Genomic DNA, 17291 nt, shown 5'->3' on the forward strand with positions numbered 1-17291 from the left:
TGGTCAGGCCCCCTCAGACCTTGATGTTCACCATCATCTTCATGAAGACGATGTTGATGGCGAGGAACGTGAAGACGATGAGTGCGGCCGGGACGAAGGCCGAGGTGTCCTTCACGGTATCGAAGTAGTCCGGTTTCAGGATCTGGATCACCGCGAGCACGACGAGCGGGAAGGCCGAAAGGAACATACCCGACCATTTCGCCTCGGCGGTGATGGCGCGGACGCGACGGAAGAGCCGGAACCGGGCGCGGATCACCTTGGCGAGGCCGTCGAGGATTTCCGCGAGGTTGCCGCCCGACTGCTGCTGGATGGTCACGGCGACGGCGAGGAAGCGGAGGTCCTGCATGTCCATCCGTTCGGCAAGGTCCTTCAGAGAGTCCGAGACTTCGCGGCCGTATGCGCTTTCGTCGGCGATCATCCCGAACTCTGTCCCGAGAGGATCGGGCACCTCCTTGGCCACGATCTGGATGGCGGACGAGAAGGGGTGGCCGACGCGCAGGGAGCGCACCATCAGTTCGACGGCGTCGGGGAGCTGCTCCTCGACAAGGTCCATCCGCTTCTTCGCCTTGCGGTTGATCCAGAAGTAGACGGCGCCCACGCCCATGACGATGGCGACGGCGATCTGCACGGGCGTCGAGGCCGCGGTGCCGATCTTCAGCCCGAGGAAGGCCACGACCGAGAGAAGCGCCATGACGCCCATCAGGGCCCTGGGCGAGAACGCGATATTCGCCTTCTGCGCCTTGGTGGCGAGGATGGAATAGAGCGGGATGCCCTTGGCCTTCAGGTGCTGGCTCGCCTCCTTGCGGAGCTGCTCCAGCACCTTCTCGCGCTGGCCGCCCTTTTCCAGCAGGTCAAGCCGGCGGTTGACCTTGGAGTTGAGCGAGATCGACTTGCCGAAGACGACAAGGTAGATGCCCTCGACCAGAAGGAGCACGGCGATGAAGATCAGGCCGTAGATGATGGGCGTCGGGCTAATGATCATGCGCGCTACTCCGCGGCCACGGGTTCGTAGATGGACGCCGGAAGGTCATAGCCCCAGGCGCGGAAGCGGTCGGCGAACGCCGAACGCACGCCGGTCGCCGTGAAGCGGCCGATGATCTTGCCGTCGGGGGCAAGGCCGAGCCGCTCGTAGCGGAAAATCTCCTGCATCGAGATGACATCGCCTTCCATGCCGGTGATCTCCGTGATGGAGGTCATCCGGCGCGAACCGTCCTGGAGGCGCGAGGCCTGCACGATGAGGTTGACGGCCGAGGCGATCTGGCTGCGGACCGCCTTGATCGGCATTTCGATCCCCGCCATGGCGATCATGTTCTCCAGACGCGAGATACCGTCGCGCGCGCTGTTGGCGTGGATCGTGGTCATCGACCCGTCGTGGCCGGTGTTCATGGCCTGAAGCATGTCGATGACTTCCTCGCCGCGGGTTTCGCCGACGATGATGCGGTCGGGACGCATCCGGAGAGCGTTCCTGAGGCAATCGCGCTGGGTCACCGCGCCCTTGCCCTCGACGTTCGCCGGGCGGCTTTCCATCCGGCCCACGTGCACCTGCTGGAGCTGGAGTTCCGCCGTGTCCTCGATCGTCAGGATCCGCTCGGAGTTGTCGATGAAGGAGGAGAGCGCGTTGAGCGTGGTGGTCTTGCCCGAACCGGTACCGCCCGAGACGATGACGTTGAGCCGCGTGGCCACGGCGGCCTGGAGATAGGCGGCCATCTCCTCGGTAAAGGCGCCGAAGCGGACAAGATCGTCCACCCCCAGCTTGTCCTTTTTGAATTTCCGGATCGAAACGAGCGAGCCGTCCACCGCGATCGGCGGGACCATGCAGTTGAAACGCGATCCGTCGGCCAGGCGGGCGTCGCAATAGGGGTTCGATTCATCGACCCGCCGGCCCACCGCCGAGACGATCTTGTCGATGATCCTCAGAAGGTGGCGTTCGTCCTTGAAGGTGATGTCGGTCAGCGTCAGCTTGCCGGCACGTTCGACGAAGATCTGCTGCGGGCCGTTCACGAGGATGTCGTTCACCGTGTCGTCCTGCAAGAGCGGCTCCAGCGGACCCAGGCCCATCACCTCGTGATAGAGCTCCTGGAAGAGCGAGGAGCGTTCGTCCTTGTTCAGGACGACCGACATGTCCTCCAGCGCCTCGGTCGAGATCGAGACGATTTCCTGCCTGAGTTCCGTTTCCGAAGCGTGTTCGAGAGCGCCGAGGTTGAGGTTGTCGAGAAGCCGCTTGTGCAGCTCGACCTTGAGCTCGCCCATCCGCTCCTTGCGCTTCTTCTCCTTGTCGGCGGCGACCGCCTGGGCCGGATTCGTCGCCGTAGCGCCGGCACGCCGGGCGACGACGGGCCGGTTCACCTCGGGCGCGGCGACCACGGCGGGTTTCGGCGTCTGCGGGGTCGATGCGGCGGTGGCCGGTCCGGCGCCATCTGGCTTCTTGAAGCGGGAAAACATGGGCTACTCCGGTTCGACTGGCGGCGGTCAGACGGCCGCGGCTTCAGCGGCCACGTTGAGGTCGTAGATGGATTTCGCGAGCTTCGCGATCTCGCGCCGCAGGGGGTTCTTGGCGGCGGTTTCGGCCAGCGGCAGGCCGTGGTCGTTCGACTGCGTCACCTGCTTGGTCCCGTCGGGAAGCTGAAGCTCGATCGTGATGTCGAGGCTCTCGGCCAGGCGCTTCACGCGGCTCTTGCCGGAGAGGTCCGTGAACTTCGGCGCGCGGTTGAGCACGTAGCGCAGCTTCTCGTAGGGAAGTTCCTCGGCCTTCAGCGCGCGGATCATCCGCAGCGCGTTCTGCGCCGACCGCATGTCGAGTTCCATCGTCGCGAAGTAGATATGGGACTGGTTCAGAACGGCCTCGGTCCACTGCACGACCGTGGAGGGCATGTCGACGACGACGAAGTCGAAATTAGCGCGCGCCACTGCGAGCACGCGGTTGATGTCTTCCGACGTGACGATGTCGAGGGGCAGCATCTCCGTCGGCGCCGTCATGACATGCATCTTCTCGTTGAAGTTGAGAAGCGCCTGCAGGAAGCTCACGTTGTCCACCGAGGCGGTGTCCGACAGCATCTCGTAGACCGCTTCGCGGCGGGGCAGGTCGAGATAGGTCGAGACCGAACCATACTGGAAGTTGAAGTCCAGCAGGCAGACCCGCGGCCCATTCGTCTTCTGCACCGTCGCCAGTTCCCAGGCGAGGTTGACCGCGAAGGTCGTGGCGCCGGTGCCGCCGGCAAGTCCGTGAACCGCCAGAATCACGCCGTCGCGGTCGCCCTTCGGCTTGAAGGCGGGGGCAACCGGTTCCTCGCCCAGGACCTGATCGGCGGCTGGTGCTCGGTGGAGGCGCTCGATTGCATCATGCAGCGCGTTCTCGGGAAGCGGGTAGGGCACGAAATCGTCCGCGCCAAGCCGCAGCAGCTGATGCAGCGCGATCGGGCTCACCTCCTCGGCGATGAGGATGATCTTCACGCCCTTTTCCTTCGCGGTCGAGATAATCCCCGAAATCCGTGCGAGGTCGCTTTCGTCCTCCGAATCGACCGCGATGGCGACAAACTCGAGCGCGTCGGCATCCGGCTGGTTGAGGAAGAGTATCGCGTCGTCGAAGGAAAGATCGCCCCAGCTTTCGCCAAGCTCGACCTCCATGTCCTCGATCAGAAGGTCGAAGTTGCTGACATCGCGCGAAATCGTGCACGCGACGATCGGTGCCGGTTCCGGCTGCAAGGCGGCTACGCTGCTCATTCCCACACGTCCTTCATCACGCGGGTGGCGGGCCTTGTCCTGTGCATCGTGCTTGGTCATCAAGTCGCTACAGGCCCCGGTCCATCACCCGGCACGACCTTACGGCCGCGCTATTACTCCCAGGTTGCGAAAATCCCGGAGAACTTTGGCAATATTGGGGCCGAAATACCGAAATTATGCGTTATCCGGCGACGATGAAAAGCCGAGGGCGGCCTTTGTTGCCAAAGGCCGCCCAGAGCAGGAAACAATTTGCGATGTTGTCCCGTCAGCCGCCGGTAGAAGCGCCGCCGGCACCCGCCGTACCCTGGACCGAGTCCACCGTATGCGGGGAGGTTGCGCTGGACACATACTCTCGCCAGATGATCTCGGCGTACTTGCCGTTGAGAACCAGCGGGTTCTTGGCGACAAAGCCGGAAACCTCCGTGACGGTGCGCCGGTTGCGCCGCTCTTCGGTCTGCACGAAGACGAGCGGTTGCGTTTCGCCGAAGGAGGCGACGGCCTCCAGCCGCGACCGGCTGATGCCCTGGCTCGACAGGAAGGCGACCACGGCCTTGGCGCGGCGCAGCCCGAGTGCCTTGTTGTAGGCGTCGGAGCCCACGAGGTCGGTGTGGCCGTAGACACGGAAGCGCACCTCGGGGAATTGCCGGATCCAGTCGGCCTGACGCATCAGGGCCTGCTGGGCCTCGCCATCGAGCACCGCGCTGTCGAAGGCGAAGTTGACGGTGTTCGGCACCTCGGCCGCGAAGCGGCGCGTCAGGTCGATGACATAGGACTTCTCACCTTGCTGGATGAGCGTGTTGTTCATCGTGGCGTTGCCGAAATCGCGCGTCTCTATCTCGGAGCCTGCCTCCGAATAGAAGGTGCGGGCGATGTTGGTCTCCTTCGAGCAGGCCGCAAGAGCGGTCAGGCTGGCCGAAAGGAGGAGAAGGCTGGTTCTGGCTCGCATCGTCTCACTCCATCACATAGCCATAGGACCCGCTGTAGTCCTGCTTCGACACTTCGCCGATGGCGCCTTTGGACCTCCCGGTCGACGCCGTCTTGCCGAAGAGGAAGAGCTCGGCCTCGGTCGGCGCCTTCACGCGGTCAGTCGGCAGCGCCAGCGCCTCGCCGCGGGTGGGCGACACGAGATGCGGCGTGATGATGATCACGAGTTCTGACTGGTTGCGCTGGAAGTCGGCGCTGCGGAAGAGCGCGCCGAGTACCGGAACGTCGCCGAGCCAGGGGATCTGGCCGTTCGAGTCGGTGAAGTCGTCCTGCAGCAGGCCCGCGATGGCAAAGCTTTCGCCGTCGCGCATCTCGACCGTGGTCTGTGCCTCCCGCCGCTTGAAGGCGTTCAGGGTGATGCCGGTCCCGACGCTGGTCTGGATCGTCGTGTCGATGCTCGACACCGCCGCGTTGATCGAAAGGTTGATGATGTCCCCGTCGACGACGACCGGCTTGAAGGTGAGCTCCACGCCGAAGGGCTTGTATTCGACGGTCACGGTGTTGTTCTCGCTGGCGACCGGGATCGGGTATTCGCCGCCGGCGAGGAAGGCCGCCTCCTGCCCCGAAAGGGCGGTGAGGTTCGGCTCGGACAGGGTCCGGACGAGACCCTTCTGTTCGAGTGCTTCCAGCAGGATGCCGAACTGGACGCTGCCGCCCGTGAAGCCGATGCCGAAGCCGCCGGTCTGGGCCGTCGTGAAGCCGCCGCCGCCGGCGACGCTGACGGCTCCGTTGAGGTTCGCTCCGGTGCCAGCCTCGACGTTGACCGAACGCGTCGGGTCGGGCGTGCGCACGCCGAGACTGGTCTGCAGTCGCTTGGTGACCGAGCGCTGCATCTCGGCGAAGCGGACCTTCAGCATGACCTGCTGGGTGCCGCCGACGACCATCAGGTTCGACACCCGGTCGGGCGCGTAGCGCTTGGCGAGATCGAGTGCTCGGTCGAGCTTTGCGGTCGAGGAAACGACCCCCGACAGCACGATGCCGTCGTTCGCGGTCCGCACCTCGATGTTCTCGCCCGGCAGGATCTGCTGCAGCCGCTCCTTGAACTCGGCCACGTCGAGCGAGACCTGCACGTCGACGTTGGTGATGAGCTTGCCGTCCGGCGCAAGCAGCGTCAGCGTCGTGCGCCCCGGCGCCTTGCCGAGAACGTAGATGGACCGGTCCGACAGCGTCGAGATGTCGGCGATGCCGGGGTTGGCGATCGACAGCTCGGCGAAGGGTTGGTCGGATTCGACGACGACGGCCCGGTTCATCGGAACGGTCAGCGCGCTCGTGGCCGATCCGTTGACGATCTTAAGCGTTTCCGCTTGGGCGGCCGGGACTGCGACGATGCAGAGCGAAACGCCCAGCATTCCCGCCGCAAGGGTTCTTTTCATGCTCATGTGACCTGCCTCTCCGATCACGCCTCTGGGATGGGTCTTTGTGCCCGTTGTGCGGGTCTTTGGGTGCCCATATTGATGTCAGAATGCGGGACGCTGGCTTTTTTTGCAAGAATCAACCGGTTGCCGCAGGGTGTTTATGTGGATAACCGGCAACACAAGGGAATCTGTGGTACGAAATCACCGCGCCGGCCACTTGATGTTGTGGCCGGCGCGGGTAACGGATGCGGATTTCGTCGGCGTCAGTTCGTGCAGGGGATCACGGTCTCCACCACTTCGCCGCCCTTGTTGGTGCGGATGGTGCAGACCTTCGGCGCTGCGACTTCCTGCACCGGGGCTTCCTCGACGATGCCGAGAAGCGTGTTTCGGTCGATCTCGATCGCGCTTGCCTTCTCCATGTCGCCGGTGCCGACGAGCGAGAGGGTGAGACGGCCGGTCTGCTGGGCGAGGGCGAGCGACGCCACCTGCTCAGGCGTCGCCTCGACGGTCACGGTGCGCGCGATCATCGTTTCCTCGCTGCGGTCGGCGTCGGCGCTCTGGTTGATCGCGATGAGCCGCACGGCCGAGTCGATGAGTTTCGCCACGTCCTGGCCGTTGACGGCGCCGGACCAGTAGATGTCGACCCGGTCTCCGGGCCGCAGGAAGCCCGACACGCCCGTCGTCACGTCCACGTTGATCGCGAAGGCGCGCATCCCGGCGGAGAGATTGGCATTGATGCCGGCATCCACGCCCGGTTCGGTGATCTTGGCCAGGAGAAGCGGTTCGAACGGCTCATAGCTCCGAAGCGCGGCGCGGGGGCGGGTTTCGCCCTCCCAGAACACCGGCACGACGGCGGGATCGCCGCCCTGGGGGCCCACCACTGTGTTGAACACGCCCGCGGGCGTCTTGCCTTCCTGGACCTTGATCACCTCAAGGTCTTCGCGGGTAAAGCGGTCGCCGTACTTCATCGCCTTCTTGGCGACGACCACGTTCACGAGCTTCGGCGCATTCGCCTGTTCGGCCGCAAGACGGTCGCGTTCGGCCTGGGTCTGGGCGATGAAGCCTTGCGCCATGTAGACGGCAAAGCCCGCAAGCGCGACCCCCAGAACCAGAACCAGGGCAAATACCAGTCGCATCCTTCATCCTTTCGTCCACCAGGTCCGGCACGCGGAGCCCATCCGCACGGCAGCCAGACCTCACCACGGATCTATATCGTCATCGAATACGGCGAAATGGTGGTCAAAGCACGCCCGATAGGAGGATTCTTTCCTGCTTCGGAAACATTTGCCGGGATCCGCCTGCCCTGAAAGCAAACCGGGCGCCGCGTTGCCGCGCGCCCGATCCTGTCTTTCCTGCGCGCCGCGCGCTCAGAACGTGGTGTTGATCGACTGGGAGGAAAGCCAGGATTCCGTTTTCTGGCCGATACTTGTCATCTGGCCCTTGAGACCGGCCATGGCGACCAGCACCAGGCTCACCACGCTTGCCGTCAGCACGACCCAGTCCACGGTGACCGCGCCCTCGTCGCTGGCGAGAAACCGCTTGCTACGCTTGAATACCGTCATCTCACGCTCCGTTGTCCTTCGCGGCGCCGCATCCGGGCGGCCGGCACTTGTCTCGCCCTTGACCCTTGGGACAATTAAAGACGTTCAAGATGGCACGATTTGGGCGGTCGTCGTCCTTTTTCGCGCCGGGGCGGCCTACGACTGGAAACGATCGGTTGCGGCCGTCGAAACGAAAACCGCGCCCCGAGGGGGGGGCGCGGTTCCGCAGTTGTCCTGGTCTTGAGCCGGATCAGAAGGTCGAGTTGATCGACTGGCTCGAGAGGTAGGAGTTGATCTTCGTGGTGAGCGAGCCCGTGCCCTTCTTCACCGCGGCCAGAGCCGCCACGCCGAGGCCGACGACGGCGGCGGTCAGCACGACCCAGTCGACGGTCACAGCGCCGTCTTCCTCGTTGTTGAACTTCTTCGCAAGCTTGAACAGTTTCATGTCTCTCTCCGTAGGTTCGCTTCTGTTGCACCCGCGAACCCTGGAGGCCAGTTCCGGCCTCAGCCTTCCCGTCGCGGAATACAGAGAATGTGCCCCCCGATCTTGACGCAAGTGGGGCAGGGAACGCGCATTTCGATGCAATTTGGGGGCAAGCAGGAAACAGATCCGGGGGATTGTTTTCCGCAAGTCGGGTGCCAGCCGCGCGAGCTCCGGCCCGCGGCCGGCGCAAAGCAAAACCGCGCCCCGAGGGGGGCGCGGTTCCGCAGTTGTCCTGGTCTTGAGCCGGATCAGAAGGTCGAGTTGATCGACTGGCTCGAGAGGTAGGAGTTGATCTTCGTGGTGAGCGAGCCCGTGCCCTTCTTCACCGCGGCCAGAGCCGCCACGCCGAGGCCGACGACGGCGGCGGTCAGCACGACCCAGTCGACGGTCACAGCGCCGTCTTCCTCGTTGTTGAACTTCTTCGCAAGCTTGAACAGTTTCATGTCTCTCTCCGTAGGTTCGCTTCTGTTGCACCCGCGAACCCTGGAGGCCAGTTCCGGCCTCAGCCTTCCCGTCGCGGAATACAGAGAATGTGCCCCCCGATCTTGACGCAAGTGGGGCAGGGAACGCGCATTTCGATGCAATTTGGGGGCAAGCAGGAAACAGATCCGGGGGATTGTTTTCCGCAAGTCGGGTGCCAGCCGCGCGAGCTCCGGCCCGCGGCCGGCGCAAAGCAAAACCGCGCCCCGAGGGGGGCGCGGTTCCGCAGTTGTCCTGGTCTTGAGCCGGATCAGAAGGTCGAGTTGATCGACTGGCTCGAGAGGTAGGAGTTGATCTTCGTGGTGAGCGAGCCCGTGCCCTTCTTCACCGCGGCCAGAGCCGCCACGCCGAGGCCGACGACGGCGGCGGTCAGCACGACCCAGTCGACGGTCACAGCGCCGTCTTCCTCGTTGTTGAACTTCTTCGCAAGCTTGAACAGTTTCATGTCTCTCTCCGTGACTTCACCCGTTGCACCATCCGCTTCGCCGGGGCGGGGTCGCCATTTCCACCCCGTCTGCGTCGCGGCATGGGCTCATGAGGCCCCCGAATCGTGGCGGCAATTGGGCAGTGATCGTACATTTTGAAGTTGTGTTAATGCCGGGCCGGGATGCTGGATAACATACTGGAATATCTTCGGAAAAATGGTCGCCTTCGCTGCGGCCCGGTGCCGCGACCTGTTGCCGAAAGGCCGAATCGCCGTGAAATGGCGCATCCCGGGCGCAAAACCCTTGGCTCCGCAATGCGATTTCTGCGACAACTCGGCCAACGATAAGATCATGAGGCAGTTTGGGCGGAATGCTGCGAGGCATCGCACCAATTCTATCGTGCGGCGCGGTTCTGTGCCTGATCGGAGGGATTGCCGTCGCCGAAACCCCGGCGGGCGCCACGTCCGGCACCGGGCCTTCCGGCTATCCGGATTTCACCTTCAAGCGCATCAGTGCGCCTTCGGCCACCTCGGCCAAGCGGATCACCGTCCAGATCGACCCCGAGGAACAGGCGAAACGTCTCGCCACCGGTCCGCTGCCGCCGGCAGAGCATCCGATCCCGCACGGCGGCGCGGCGCCCGGCCTCGAACCGGCGTTGCCGCAACCGAGCGCCTACGACTGGTACTGGGACAAGGTCTCGCCCGCGCTCGGCGACCGCGATGGCCGTTTCCCGGCGGCGCTCGCCGCGCTGACCCAGGGCCCCGCCGGCATCCAGATCGGCGCCCCGCGGCTCCAGCGCCTGCAGGAAATCGCCACCGTCCACGGGGCCGAGATACTCAGGGCCACCATCGGCACCGAGGTGTCGCCCGCGCTCGTCCTCGCCGTCATCGGCATCGAGAGCGGGGGCAGGATCGATGCCGTCTCCTCGGCGGGCGCGGTCGGGCTCATGCAGCTTATTCCGGCGACGGCGGACCGCTTCGGCGTCGTCGATAGCGCCAATCCGGTCGACAACATCAAGGGCGGCGTGGCCTATCTCGACTGGCTGATGAAGGAATTCGACCGCGATCCGCTTATGGTGCTCGCGGCCTACAACGCGGGCGAGAACGCGGTAAAATCCAACGGCGGCGTGCCGCCCTATGCCGAGACCCGGGCCTATGTGCCGAAGGTGCTGGCAGCCTGGGCGGTGGCGCGCGGGCTCTGCACCACACCCCCGGAGCTGGTGACCGACGGCTGCGTCTTCGCCGTGAAAGGATGAGTGTTCCCGCATGACCGACGTGAAGCCGCTGGTCCTGGACGTCGACGGGACGTTCCTGAAGACCGACATGCTCTTCGAGTGCTTCTGGGCCGGGCTCGGCTCGGATCCCTTGCCGACGCTGCGCGCCGCCATCACGCATTTCCGCCACCCCGAGCGGCTGAAGGCAGAACTTGTGCGGATCGCGCCGATCCGAACCGATCTTCTGCCGGTAAATCCAGACGTCGCCGATCTCGCGCTCCGGTCCCGCATGGCCGGGCGCGAGGTCATACTCGCCTCTGCGTCCGACCGCAGCCTCGTCACCCGTCTCGCCGCCGAGTACGGGCTCTCGGAGCGTGTCTTCGCCTCGGATTTCACGACGAACCTCAAGGGCGCGCGCAAGGCCGCGGCGCTCGTGGAGGCGTTCGGTGAACGGGGTTTCGACTACGCGGGCGACAACCCGGTGGACATGGCCGTTTGGGCGCAGGCCGAGAACGCCATCGTCGTGGGTCGGGTGCCGCAGGCGCGGGAGCTTGCCGCGCGCGGGCAGAACGTCGTGGAGATCGGGGGCGGCTGGAACTGGCGGAGGCTGGTCAAGGCACTCAGGCCGCACCAGTGGGTGAAGAACGTCCTTCTTCTGCTCGCCATGATCGCGGCCCACCGCTTCGACCTCGCGACGTTGATCCCGATCCTCTGGGGCATCGTCGCCTTCTCGGCCGCGGCCTCCTCCATCTACATCGTGAACGACCTTCTCGACCTTGAGGCGGACCGGCTTCACCCGACCAAGTGCTGCCGGCCCTTCGCCAGCGGCGATGTGCCGATTCACGTCGGCATGTTCACCTTCATCGGCCTCGCCATTCTCTCTCTCGCCATCGCGGCCACGCTCAACGCCCAGTTCTTCGGCGTCGTGATCCTCTACATGGTCACCTCTCTCGCCTATTCGCTGAAGCTGAAGCGGATGCGGTGGATCGACATCTCGACGCTCGCAGCCCTCTACACCATCCGTGTCGTCGCCGGCGCCGCGGCGGCGCAAGTGGATGTCTCGGTCTACATGCTGATCTTCATCTTCCCGATCTTCATCACGCTCGGCTGCGTCAAGCGGCTGACCGAGCTCACGCTCGCCACCTCCGACGATCGCCTGCCGGGGCGCGGCTACGGCCGGCCCGACCGGGGCGACCTTCTGAACGTCGCCATGCTCGGCACCTTCTGGGCGCTCGTCATCTTCTTTCTCTACTCGCTCAGTGATCAGGGGCAGGAGCTCTATCCCACGACCTGGATTCTCTGGGTGGCGATGATCCCCATGACGCTCTGGTTGGTGCGGATGGTGATGCTCGGCTGGTACGGCAAGCAGGATTACGACCCGATCGTCTTCGCCATGCGCGACAAGTTCGGCATCGGCCTGCTGATGATCATCCTCAGCCTGATGTTCTGGGCGGCCGGCCTCTGGTCGCAATGGTTCGGCGCCTGACGCTCATTCCTTGCGCTTCGGCGCGAGCCGGTAGATCCCCTCGGGCAGGTTCAGCGCGGCGGCAAGCTCGTTGACCTGCGCCATCGAGAGGACGATCTTCACAACCTCGTCGCGGCGCGGGTCGTACTGCTCGATGGTCACGCATTCCTCGAACGCCTGGATCGTCACATCCTCTTCGAGGTGCGGGCTGCCCTCGTCCACGAGGGTGATCACGGTGGCGTCGAAGTCGTGCTCGATGGTGAACATGGACCGAGCCTATCGCGCCGGGCGGGCGACCACAATGCACTCTCCCCCCCGCTCACCCCCGCGTGACGGCGGCGGCGCGGGGCTTTTCCGCGGGCCGCATGGGCGCTACCTTGTGAAGCAAGAGCAGCAATGGCCCGGGAGAGGCACGATGAGACATCTGATCGCGACGGTGCTCGCCCTCGCCGTTTCCGGGTGCGTGGAAAGCGCGCCGCCTGCCCCCGCGCCGATGCCGCCGCCGCCCCCGGCGGGCGCGATGGTTTCGCCCGAAGTCGCGGCGTCGAACTTCGTCTCGGTCGTCGCGCGGATGGAGCCGGTCGTGGAGCGCGAATGCCTTGCGCGCCGCGCCGCCACGAATTGCGATTTCCGCATCGTCGTGGATGACCGTCCTGGCCAGCCACCCAATGCCTACCAGACGCTCGACCCCTCGGGCCGGCCGATCATCGCCTTCACGCTCCCGCTCATCGCCGAGGCGCGCAACACCGACGAACTCGCCTTCGTCATGGGCCACGAGGCCGCGCATCATATCGCGAGCCATATCCCCCGCCAGCAGCAGGAGGCGACGACGGGGGCGATCATCTTCGGCGTCCTCACCGCCGCCACCGGCGGCGACGCGCGGGCTGTCCAGACGGCGCAGGACATCGGCGGCAGCCTGGGCGCGCGCCGCTATGCCAAGGATTACGAGCTTGAGGCCGACGCGCTTGGGACGGTGCTGACCTGGAATGCGGGCTACGACCCCGAGCGGGGCGCAGCCTTCTTCGCGCGCATCCCCGACCCGGGGAACCGATTCCTCGGTACCCATCCGCCGAACGCCGCGCGGATCGAGACGGTGCGACGGACGCTCGCGACATTGCGATGACGCCCGAGCGCGGGCTTGATCCAAGTCAATGCGCGGCGCATGCTGGCGGCGTGATGCTGGGGCCAACGTAACGCATCGGGAGCGTGCGCCATGGGCAAGATCGTGCAGATGGATGCGACCGGAACGCCGGACATCCCCTATTTCCTGACCGAGGCCGAAACGCGTCGCCACGGCGTCGACATCGGCGAGGCGATCCAGAGGGGCATGCTGACGGCCGACGACTTCCGCGCCCTGCTCGCGGCCTGCAGGACCTGCGACGACGGGCAGGCCATCCGCTGCGAGCCCGGGCACGACCGCACCGCCCGCGCCGCGCCGGACTGGTGCGCGAACCGGTCGGTGCTGGAGGCGCTGCGGGGTATCGTCTGATCCGCCGCAAGAGGCCGCCTTCCCATCCCGGCGCGTGACAAGGGGGCGCCGCCGTCGCTAGTCTCCGCCCGAGGACGGGGGAGGACGACATGCGCGAGCTGCTTGCCGGGGAGATCCGGCGCTTTGCGAATACCTGCATCTGGTCGCTTCAGGGTTGGCGCGCGGCCTGGGCCAGCGAGAAGTCGCTGCGCCAGTGGACGCTGGTGAACCTTCTTTCGGCCACGCTCGCCTTCACGCTCGACCTCAGCTCCGGCGAACGCGCGCTGATCCTGGCACTTGGCCTGATCGTCCTCGCGGCCGAACTCCTCAACACCGCCATCGAGGAGGTGGTGGATATTGTCTCGCCGGGGCAGCACCCGCGCGCGGGAAAGGCCAAGGATTGCGGCTCGGCAGGCGTGGCGCTGGCCGCGCTGGCCGGCGGGGCCGCCTGGGTCGTGATCCTTTTCGGCTGACCCGAGGTAAGGGATACCGGTATCGGCCCCGCGCCGGAGGTGTGCTAGAAGCTTTGGGTGTCGAGGCTCAACGGTTTTTGGGGTGGGTGACCCCGGGCACCGGGCGCGAGGGTAGGGCGCGCCCCAGCCATGGTCCCGCCGCCGCACACTCCCGGCGGCGGCGGGCCCTTCGCAAGGGCTCAGGCGTTATGCCAGACGTTGTAGGCGAAGCTCGCCACCCCGAGCAGCACCAGAAGCTCGGCCAGGGGTGCCAGCGGTGCCATGCCGGCTTCGGTGATGCGTCCGGTCAAGAGCATCGACAGCATCGCCAGAAGGATCAGCGCCCCCGCCTGATGCAGCCAGAAATGCGCCCGCGCGAGGGTCGTGGCGCCCATCGCCGGAATCACCCGGTAGACCAGCCCGAAGACGGTCATCAGCGTGAAGCCGAGAAGGTTGATGTGCGCGTGCAGCGGCGCGAGCGAATGGTCGCCCGAGCCGCCCATGTACATGCCGAGACCGATACCCAAGAACAGATAAGCAACACCGATCACCATGAAGTTGCGTGAGATCTGCATAGCCGTTTCCTGATTGAACGCGGGTGTCCTGTCGCCCGCGGGCCGGACTCTATGCGCGTTCACGGAAACGTGAAGGGAAAACGACGCGCGCCGCGCCAATTGCAGCCTGGGGGTGAGAGCGTCGATGCGATTTCGTCCGATGCGGCCGAAGCCGGGTCAAATCCGGCGGGCCCAGAGGTCGTAGTCGCCGGCCTCGTCCACCTCGACCGTCACGATGTCGCCGGGCCGGAGCCCCTCGAAGCCCGCGTCGATGAAGAGGTTGCCGTCGATCTCCGGCGCGTCGGCCTTGGTCCTGCAGGTCGCTCCCTCGTCGTCGACCGCATCGACGACGGCTTCCAGCCGGGTGCCGACCTTCGCTGCGAGCCTGGCCGCTGAAATCGCCTGCGCCTTCTCCATGAAGCGGTGCCAGCGCTCTTCCTTCACCTCTTCGGGGACATGGTCGGGCAGTGCGTTCGATCGCGCGCCCGCCACGTTCTCGTACCGGAAGCAGCCGACCCGGTCGAGCTGCGCCTCGTCGAGCCAGTCGAGCAGGGTCTCGAACTCAGCCTCGGTCTCCCCGGGGTAGCCGACGATGAAGGTGGAGCGGAGCGTGATGCCGGGGCAGACGGCGCGCCACGCCGCGATTTCGTCGAGCGTCTTCGTGGCGGCAGCCGGCCGCGCCATGCGCTTCAGCGTATCGGGGTGGGCGTGCTGGAAGGGGATGTCGAGGTAAGGCAGGATCAGCCCCTCCGCCATGAGGGGCACCAGGCCGCGCACATGCGGATAGGGGTAGACGTAGTGAAGCCGCACCCAGGCGCCGAGCGACCCGAGGTCGCGGGCGAGGTCGGTGATATGGGCACGGTGGCCGTTCTTCTCGGCGTGCTTGAGGTCGACGCCGTAGGCCGAGGTATCCTGGCTGATGACGAGGAGTTCCTTCACGCCCGCCGCGACAAGCTTCTCGGCCTCGCGCAGGACCGCATGGGCGGGGCGGCTGACGAGGCGGCCGCGCATGTCGGGGATGATGCAGAAGCGGCAGTGGTGGTTGCAGCCCTCGGAAATCTTCAGGTAGCTGTAGTGCCGTGGTGTCAGCTTGACGCCGGTCGCCGGCATCAGGTCCACGAACGGGTCCGGCGCAGGCGGCACGGCGGCGTGGACCGCATCCAGCACCTGTTCGTATTGCTGCGGCCCAGTGACGGCGAGAACCAAGGGATGCGCGCCGGTGATGTAATCGGGGTCCGCGCCGAGGCAGCCGGTGACTATCACCCGGCCGTTCTCTGAAAGGGCCTCGCCGATCGCCTCGAGGCTTTCCGCCTTGGCGCTGTCGAGAAAGCCGCAGGTATTGACGATGACGGCATCCGCGCCGGCATAGTCGGGGCTGATCGCATAGCCCTCGGCCCTGAGCCGGGTCAGAATCCGCTCGCTGTCCACCAGCGCCTTGGGGCAGCCGAGCGAGACCATGCCGATCTTCGGCTGGCCGGGGCGGGCCTCGGTGTCGAAGACCGGCTTCGGCGCAAGATCGGGGCGGAGGTCGGGCGGGTTCTGGGTCATCGCGCGGATATAGACGCTCGGCGCGCTGCGGAAAAGCGGGATCGCGTCAGGGCCTCAGCCGCCATCCGGTGCGGAAGATCGCCCAGACTGCCACGAGGCTCAGACCGAGGAAGACGGCCAGCGCGAGAAGCGAGGCCGCCACGGGCACGTCCGCGAGCCCGAAGAACGCCCATCGGAAGCCCGAGATGAGGTAGAGCACGGGATTGAGATGCGCGACCGCCTCCCAGAAGGGCGGCAGCATCGAGGCGGAGTAGAAGGCGCCGCCGAGGAAGACCAGGGGCGTGATGACCATCAGGGGCACGAACTGCAACTGCTGCCAGTCCTTCGCCCAGATCCCCATGAGAAACCCCATGAGCGAGAAGCCGAAGGCGGTCAGGACGAGGAATCCCAGCGCCCAGAACGGGTGCACGATCGGAATATCGACGAAGAAGAGCGCGGTCAGGTAGATCACCACCGCGATGATGACCGACTTCAGCGCGGCGGCGCCGACATAGCCCATCACCACTTCGAGAAACGACACCGGCGCGGCGAGAATCTCGTACATCGTGCCAACGAACTTCGGGAAGAAGATGCCGAAGGAAGCATTGGACAGCGACTGCTGCAGCACCGTCAGCATGATGAGGCCGGGAACGATGAAGGCGCCGTAGCTGACACCTTCGACGTCCTGGATGCGCGCCCCGATCGCGGCGCCGAAGACGACGAAGTAGAGCACTGTCGAGACGACGGGCGAGGCGAGCGATTCCCAGGGCGTCCGCCAGAATCGCGCCATCTCGTGGTTGAAGATCGTGGCCACTGCCTGCCAGTTCATCTCCCTTCCTCCACCAGTCGCAGGAACACCTCCTCGAGCGAGGATTGCTCCGTCTCGAGGTCCCTCACGGCGATCCCGGCCGCCGCGAAGCCGGCCAGAAGCCGCGCGATCCCGCTCCGGTCGGCGCGGGTGTCGTAGTCGTAGCTGACGTGGAGCCCGCCGGGCGACAGGGACAGGCTGTGGCCCGCCATCGTCTCGGCGAGGCCGGCAGGCAGCGCCGCCAGCGGCTCCGCCAGCTCCAGCGTCAGCCGCTTGCGCCCGAACTCGTGCATCAGCCGCGCGGTCTCCTCCAGCAGGAGGAGGCGCCCCTTGTCGATGATGCCGATCCGGTCGGCCATCTCCTCGGCTTCCTCGAGGTAGTGGGTGGTCAGGATGATCGTCACGCCGGACGCGCGCAGGTCGCGCACGACCGCCCACATCTCGCGGCGCAGGCTCACGTCGACGCCGGCGGTGGGCTCGTCGAGGAAGAGGATGCGCGGCCCGTGCGACAGCGCCTTGCCGATCAGCACCCGCCGCTTCATGCCGCCCGAAAGCTCGTTCAGCCGCGCATCCCGCTTGTCCCAGAGCGCGAGCGAGCGCAGCACCTGTTCCAGGTGCGCGTCGTCCGGCCGCTTGCCGAAAAGCCCCCGCGAGAAGCGCAGCGTGTCCATCACCCTCTCGAAGGGCTCGACCGCGATCTCCTGCGGGACGAGCCCGATGAGCGACCGCGCCGCCCGGTAGTCGCGCACGATGTCGTGCCCGCCCACCAGCGCCCGCCCGCCCGAGGGCGTCACGAGGCCGCAGAGGATGGAGAT

The 17291-nt window shown here is 65.8% G+C and carries 20 protein-coding genes; 5 read left to right on the plus strand and 15 right to left on the minus strand.

Going from position 1 to position 17291, the window contains the following annotated elements; translation table 11 throughout:
• Nucleotides 1–13: 13 nt before the first annotated feature.
• The 10 genes from F9K34_RS04740 to F9K34_RS04785 form a co-directional block, all read right to left on the minus strand.
• Complete coding sequence (locus F9K34_RS04740; protein ID WP_291335758.1) at nt 14–982, minus strand: type II secretion system F family protein; 969 nt, start codon at nt 980–982, stop codon at nt 14–16.
• Between the two features lie 5 nt (nt 983–987).
• A complete protein-coding gene (locus tag F9K34_RS04745) occupies nt 988–2442 on the minus strand; it encodes a CpaF family protein (RefSeq protein WP_291335759.1) in 1455 nt (484 codons plus the stop codon).
• Nucleotides 2443–2469: 27 nt separating this feature from the next.
• Entirely contained in the window at nt 2470–3720 is a 1251-nt protein-coding gene (locus F9K34_RS04750) for an AAA family ATPase (RefSeq protein ID WP_291335760.1), read from the minus strand.
• Between the two features lie 265 nt (nt 3721–3985).
• Nucleotides 3986–4666 (minus strand): OmpA family protein, encoded by a 681-nt coding sequence (locus F9K34_RS04755; RefSeq protein WP_291335761.1) that lies wholly within the window; start codon nt 4664–4666, stop codon nt 3986–3988.
• A gap of 4 nt (nt 4667–4670) precedes the next feature.
• The gene (locus tag F9K34_RS04760) at nt 4671–6083 is read right to left on the minus strand and encodes a type II and III secretion system protein family protein (protein WP_291335762.1); all 1413 of its coding nucleotides are present in this window, start codon (nt 6081–6083) and stop codon (nt 4671–4673) included.
• A gap of 239 nt (nt 6084–6322) precedes the next feature.
• Nucleotides 6323–7195 (minus strand): Flp pilus assembly protein CpaB, encoded by an 873-nt coding sequence (gene cpaB, locus F9K34_RS04765; RefSeq protein ID WP_291335763.1) that lies wholly within the window; start codon nt 7193–7195, stop codon nt 6323–6325.
• A gap of 231 nt (nt 7196–7426) precedes the next feature.
• Nucleotides 7427–7621 carry a hypothetical protein gene (locus F9K34_RS04770; protein ID WP_291335764.1) on the minus strand — a complete coding sequence of 65 codons (195 nt, stop codon included), beginning with the start codon at nt 7619–7621 and terminating at the stop codon, nt 7427–7429.
• Nucleotides 7622–7850: 229 nt separating this feature from the next.
• Nucleotides 7851–8045 (minus strand): hypothetical protein, encoded by a 195-nt coding sequence (locus F9K34_RS04775; RefSeq protein WP_291335765.1) that lies wholly within the window; start codon nt 8043–8045, stop codon nt 7851–7853.
• Nucleotides 8046–8332: 287 nt separating this feature from the next.
• The gene (locus tag F9K34_RS04780) at nt 8333–8527 is read right to left on the minus strand and encodes a hypothetical protein (RefSeq protein ID WP_291335765.1); all 195 of its coding nucleotides are present in this window, start codon (nt 8525–8527) and stop codon (nt 8333–8335) included.
• Nucleotides 8528–8814: 287 nt separating this feature from the next.
• Nucleotides 8815–9009, minus strand: a complete 195-nt coding sequence (locus F9K34_RS04785; protein WP_291335765.1) for a hypothetical protein — start codon at nt 9007–9009, stop codon at nt 8815–8817.
• Nucleotides 9010–9359: 350 nt separating this feature from the next.
• Between F9K34_RS04785 and F9K34_RS04790 the strand changes: the two genes are divergently transcribed.
• Both F9K34_RS04790 and F9K34_RS04795 read left to right on the plus strand, forming a co-directional pair.
• Nucleotides 9360–10244 carry a lytic transglycosylase domain-containing protein gene (locus F9K34_RS04790; RefSeq protein WP_291335766.1) on the plus strand — a complete coding sequence of 295 codons (885 nt, stop codon included), beginning with the start codon at nt 9360–9362 and terminating at the stop codon, nt 10242–10244.
• 10 nt (nt 10245–10254) lie between these two features.
• The gene (locus F9K34_RS04795; RefSeq protein ID WP_291335767.1) at nt 10255–11688 is read left to right on the plus strand and encodes a UbiA family prenyltransferase; all 1434 of its coding nucleotides are present in this window, start codon (nt 10255–10257) and stop codon (nt 11686–11688) included.
• 3 nt (nt 11689–11691) lie between these two features.
• On the opposite strand, the gene F9K34_RS04800 is transcribed toward F9K34_RS04795, so the two are convergent.
• Complete coding sequence (locus F9K34_RS04800; protein ID WP_291335768.1) at nt 11692–11934, minus strand: hypothetical protein; 243 nt, start codon at nt 11932–11934, stop codon at nt 11692–11694.
• Nucleotides 11935–12082: 148 nt separating this feature from the next.
• Between F9K34_RS04800 and F9K34_RS04805 the strand changes: the two genes are divergently transcribed.
• The 3 genes from F9K34_RS04805 to F9K34_RS04815 all read left to right on the plus strand — a co-directional run bounded on the left by F9K34_RS04805 (nt 12083) and on the right by F9K34_RS04815 (nt 13608).
• Complete coding sequence (locus F9K34_RS04805; RefSeq protein WP_291335769.1) at nt 12083–12790, plus strand: M48 family metallopeptidase; 708 nt, start codon at nt 12083–12085, stop codon at nt 12788–12790.
• A gap of 90 nt (nt 12791–12880) precedes the next feature.
• Nucleotides 12881–13156, plus strand: coding sequence for a DUF6455 family protein (locus F9K34_RS04810; RefSeq protein WP_291335770.1), 276 nt, complete (start codon nt 12881–12883; stop codon nt 13154–13156).
• An 89-nt stretch (nt 13157–13245) separates the two neighbouring features.
• The gene (locus F9K34_RS04815; protein WP_291335771.1) at nt 13246–13608 is read left to right on the plus strand and encodes a diacylglycerol kinase; all 363 of its coding nucleotides are present in this window, start codon (nt 13246–13248) and stop codon (nt 13606–13608) included.
• Nucleotides 13609–13787: 179 nt separating this feature from the next.
• Here F9K34_RS04815 and F9K34_RS04820 read toward each other — a convergent pair whose 3' ends face one another.
• The 4 genes from F9K34_RS04820 to F9K34_RS04835 form a co-directional block, all read right to left on the minus strand.
• Complete coding sequence (locus F9K34_RS04820; protein WP_291335772.1) at nt 13788–14162, minus strand: hypothetical protein; 375 nt, start codon at nt 14160–14162, stop codon at nt 13788–13790.
• 156 nt (nt 14163–14318) lie between these two features.
• A complete protein-coding gene (gene rimO / locus F9K34_RS04825; RefSeq protein ID WP_291335773.1) occupies nt 14319–15689 on the minus strand; it encodes a 30S ribosomal protein S12 methylthiotransferase RimO in 1371 nt (456 codons plus the stop codon).
• Nucleotides 15690–15735: 46 nt separating this feature from the next.
• The gene (locus tag F9K34_RS04830) at nt 15736–16497 is read right to left on the minus strand and encodes an ABC transporter permease (protein ID WP_291335774.1); all 762 of its coding nucleotides are present in this window, start codon (nt 16495–16497) and stop codon (nt 15736–15738) included.
• The coding region (locus F9K34_RS04835) for an ABC transporter ATP-binding protein (RefSeq protein WP_291335775.1) at nt 16494–17291 on the minus strand (798 nt) is incomplete at its 5' end. The genes F9K34_RS04835 and F9K34_RS04830, both read right to left, overlap by 4 nt.

It is taken from the genome of Albidovulum sp. (assembly GCF_008933605.1).
In the GTDB taxonomy this organism is placed as follows: domain Bacteria; phylum Pseudomonadota; class Alphaproteobacteria; order Rhodobacterales; family Rhodobacteraceae; genus Albidovulum.

What these genes read in the sequence shown, in the direction of transcription:
- F9K34_RS04740 (WP_291335758.1), bottom strand. Translation starts at nt 982, where the DNA reads ATGATCATTAGCCCGACGCCCATCATCTACGGCCTGATCTTCATCGCC.
- F9K34_RS04745 (WP_291335759.1), bottom strand. Translation starts at nt 2,442, where the DNA reads ATGTTTTCCCGCTTCAAGAAGCCAGATGGCGCCGGACCGGCCACCGCC.
- F9K34_RS04750 (WP_291335760.1), bottom strand. Translation starts at nt 3,720, where the DNA reads ATGAGCAGCGTAGCCGCCTTGCAGCCGGAACCGGCACCGATCGTCGCG.
- F9K34_RS04755 (WP_291335761.1), bottom strand. Translation starts at nt 4,666, where the DNA reads ATGCGAGCCAGAACCAGCCTTCTCCTCCTTTCGGCCAGCCTGACCGCT.
- F9K34_RS04760 (WP_291335762.1), bottom strand. Translation starts at nt 6,083, where the DNA reads ATGAGCATGAAAAGAACCCTTGCGGCGGGAATGCTGGGCGTTTCGCTC.
- cpaB (WP_291335763.1), bottom strand. Translation starts at nt 7,195, where the DNA reads ATGCGACTGGTATTTGCCCTGGTTCTGGTTCTGGGGGTCGCGCTTGCG.
- F9K34_RS04770 (WP_291335764.1), bottom strand. Translation starts at nt 7,621, where the DNA reads ATGACGGTATTCAAGCGTAGCAAGCGGTTTCTCGCCAGCGACGAGGGC.
- F9K34_RS04775 (WP_291335765.1), bottom strand. Translation starts at nt 8,045, where the DNA reads ATGAAACTGTTCAAGCTTGCGAAGAAGTTCAACAACGAGGAAGACGGC.
- F9K34_RS04780 (WP_291335765.1), bottom strand. Translation starts at nt 8,527, where the DNA reads ATGAAACTGTTCAAGCTTGCGAAGAAGTTCAACAACGAGGAAGACGGC.
- F9K34_RS04785 (WP_291335765.1), bottom strand. Translation starts at nt 9,009, where the DNA reads ATGAAACTGTTCAAGCTTGCGAAGAAGTTCAACAACGAGGAAGACGGC.
- F9K34_RS04790 (WP_291335766.1), top strand. Translation starts at nt 9,360, where the DNA reads ATGCTGCGAGGCATCGCACCAATTCTATCGTGCGGCGCGGTTCTGTGC.
- F9K34_RS04795 (WP_291335767.1), top strand. Translation starts at nt 10,255, where the DNA reads ATGACCGACGTGAAGCCGCTGGTCCTGGACGTCGACGGGACGTTCCTG.
- F9K34_RS04800 (WP_291335768.1), bottom strand. Translation starts at nt 11,934, where the DNA reads ATGTTCACCATCGAGCACGACTTCGACGCCACCGTGATCACCCTCGTG.
- F9K34_RS04805 (WP_291335769.1), top strand. Translation starts at nt 12,083, where the DNA reads ATGAGACATCTGATCGCGACGGTGCTCGCCCTCGCCGTTTCCGGGTGC.
- F9K34_RS04810 (WP_291335770.1), top strand. Translation starts at nt 12,881, where the DNA reads ATGGGCAAGATCGTGCAGATGGATGCGACCGGAACGCCGGACATCCCC.
- F9K34_RS04815 (WP_291335771.1), top strand. Translation starts at nt 13,246, where the DNA reads ATGCGCGAGCTGCTTGCCGGGGAGATCCGGCGCTTTGCGAATACCTGC.
- F9K34_RS04820 (WP_291335772.1), bottom strand. Translation starts at nt 14,162, where the DNA reads ATGCAGATCTCACGCAACTTCATGGTGATCGGTGTTGCTTATCTGTTC.
- rimO (WP_291335773.1), bottom strand. Translation starts at nt 15,689, where the DNA reads ATGACCCAGAACCCGCCCGACCTCCGCCCCGATCTTGCGCCGAAGCCG.
- F9K34_RS04830 (WP_291335774.1), bottom strand. Translation starts at nt 16,497, where the DNA reads ATGAACTGGCAGGCAGTGGCCACGATCTTCAACCACGAGATGGCGCGA.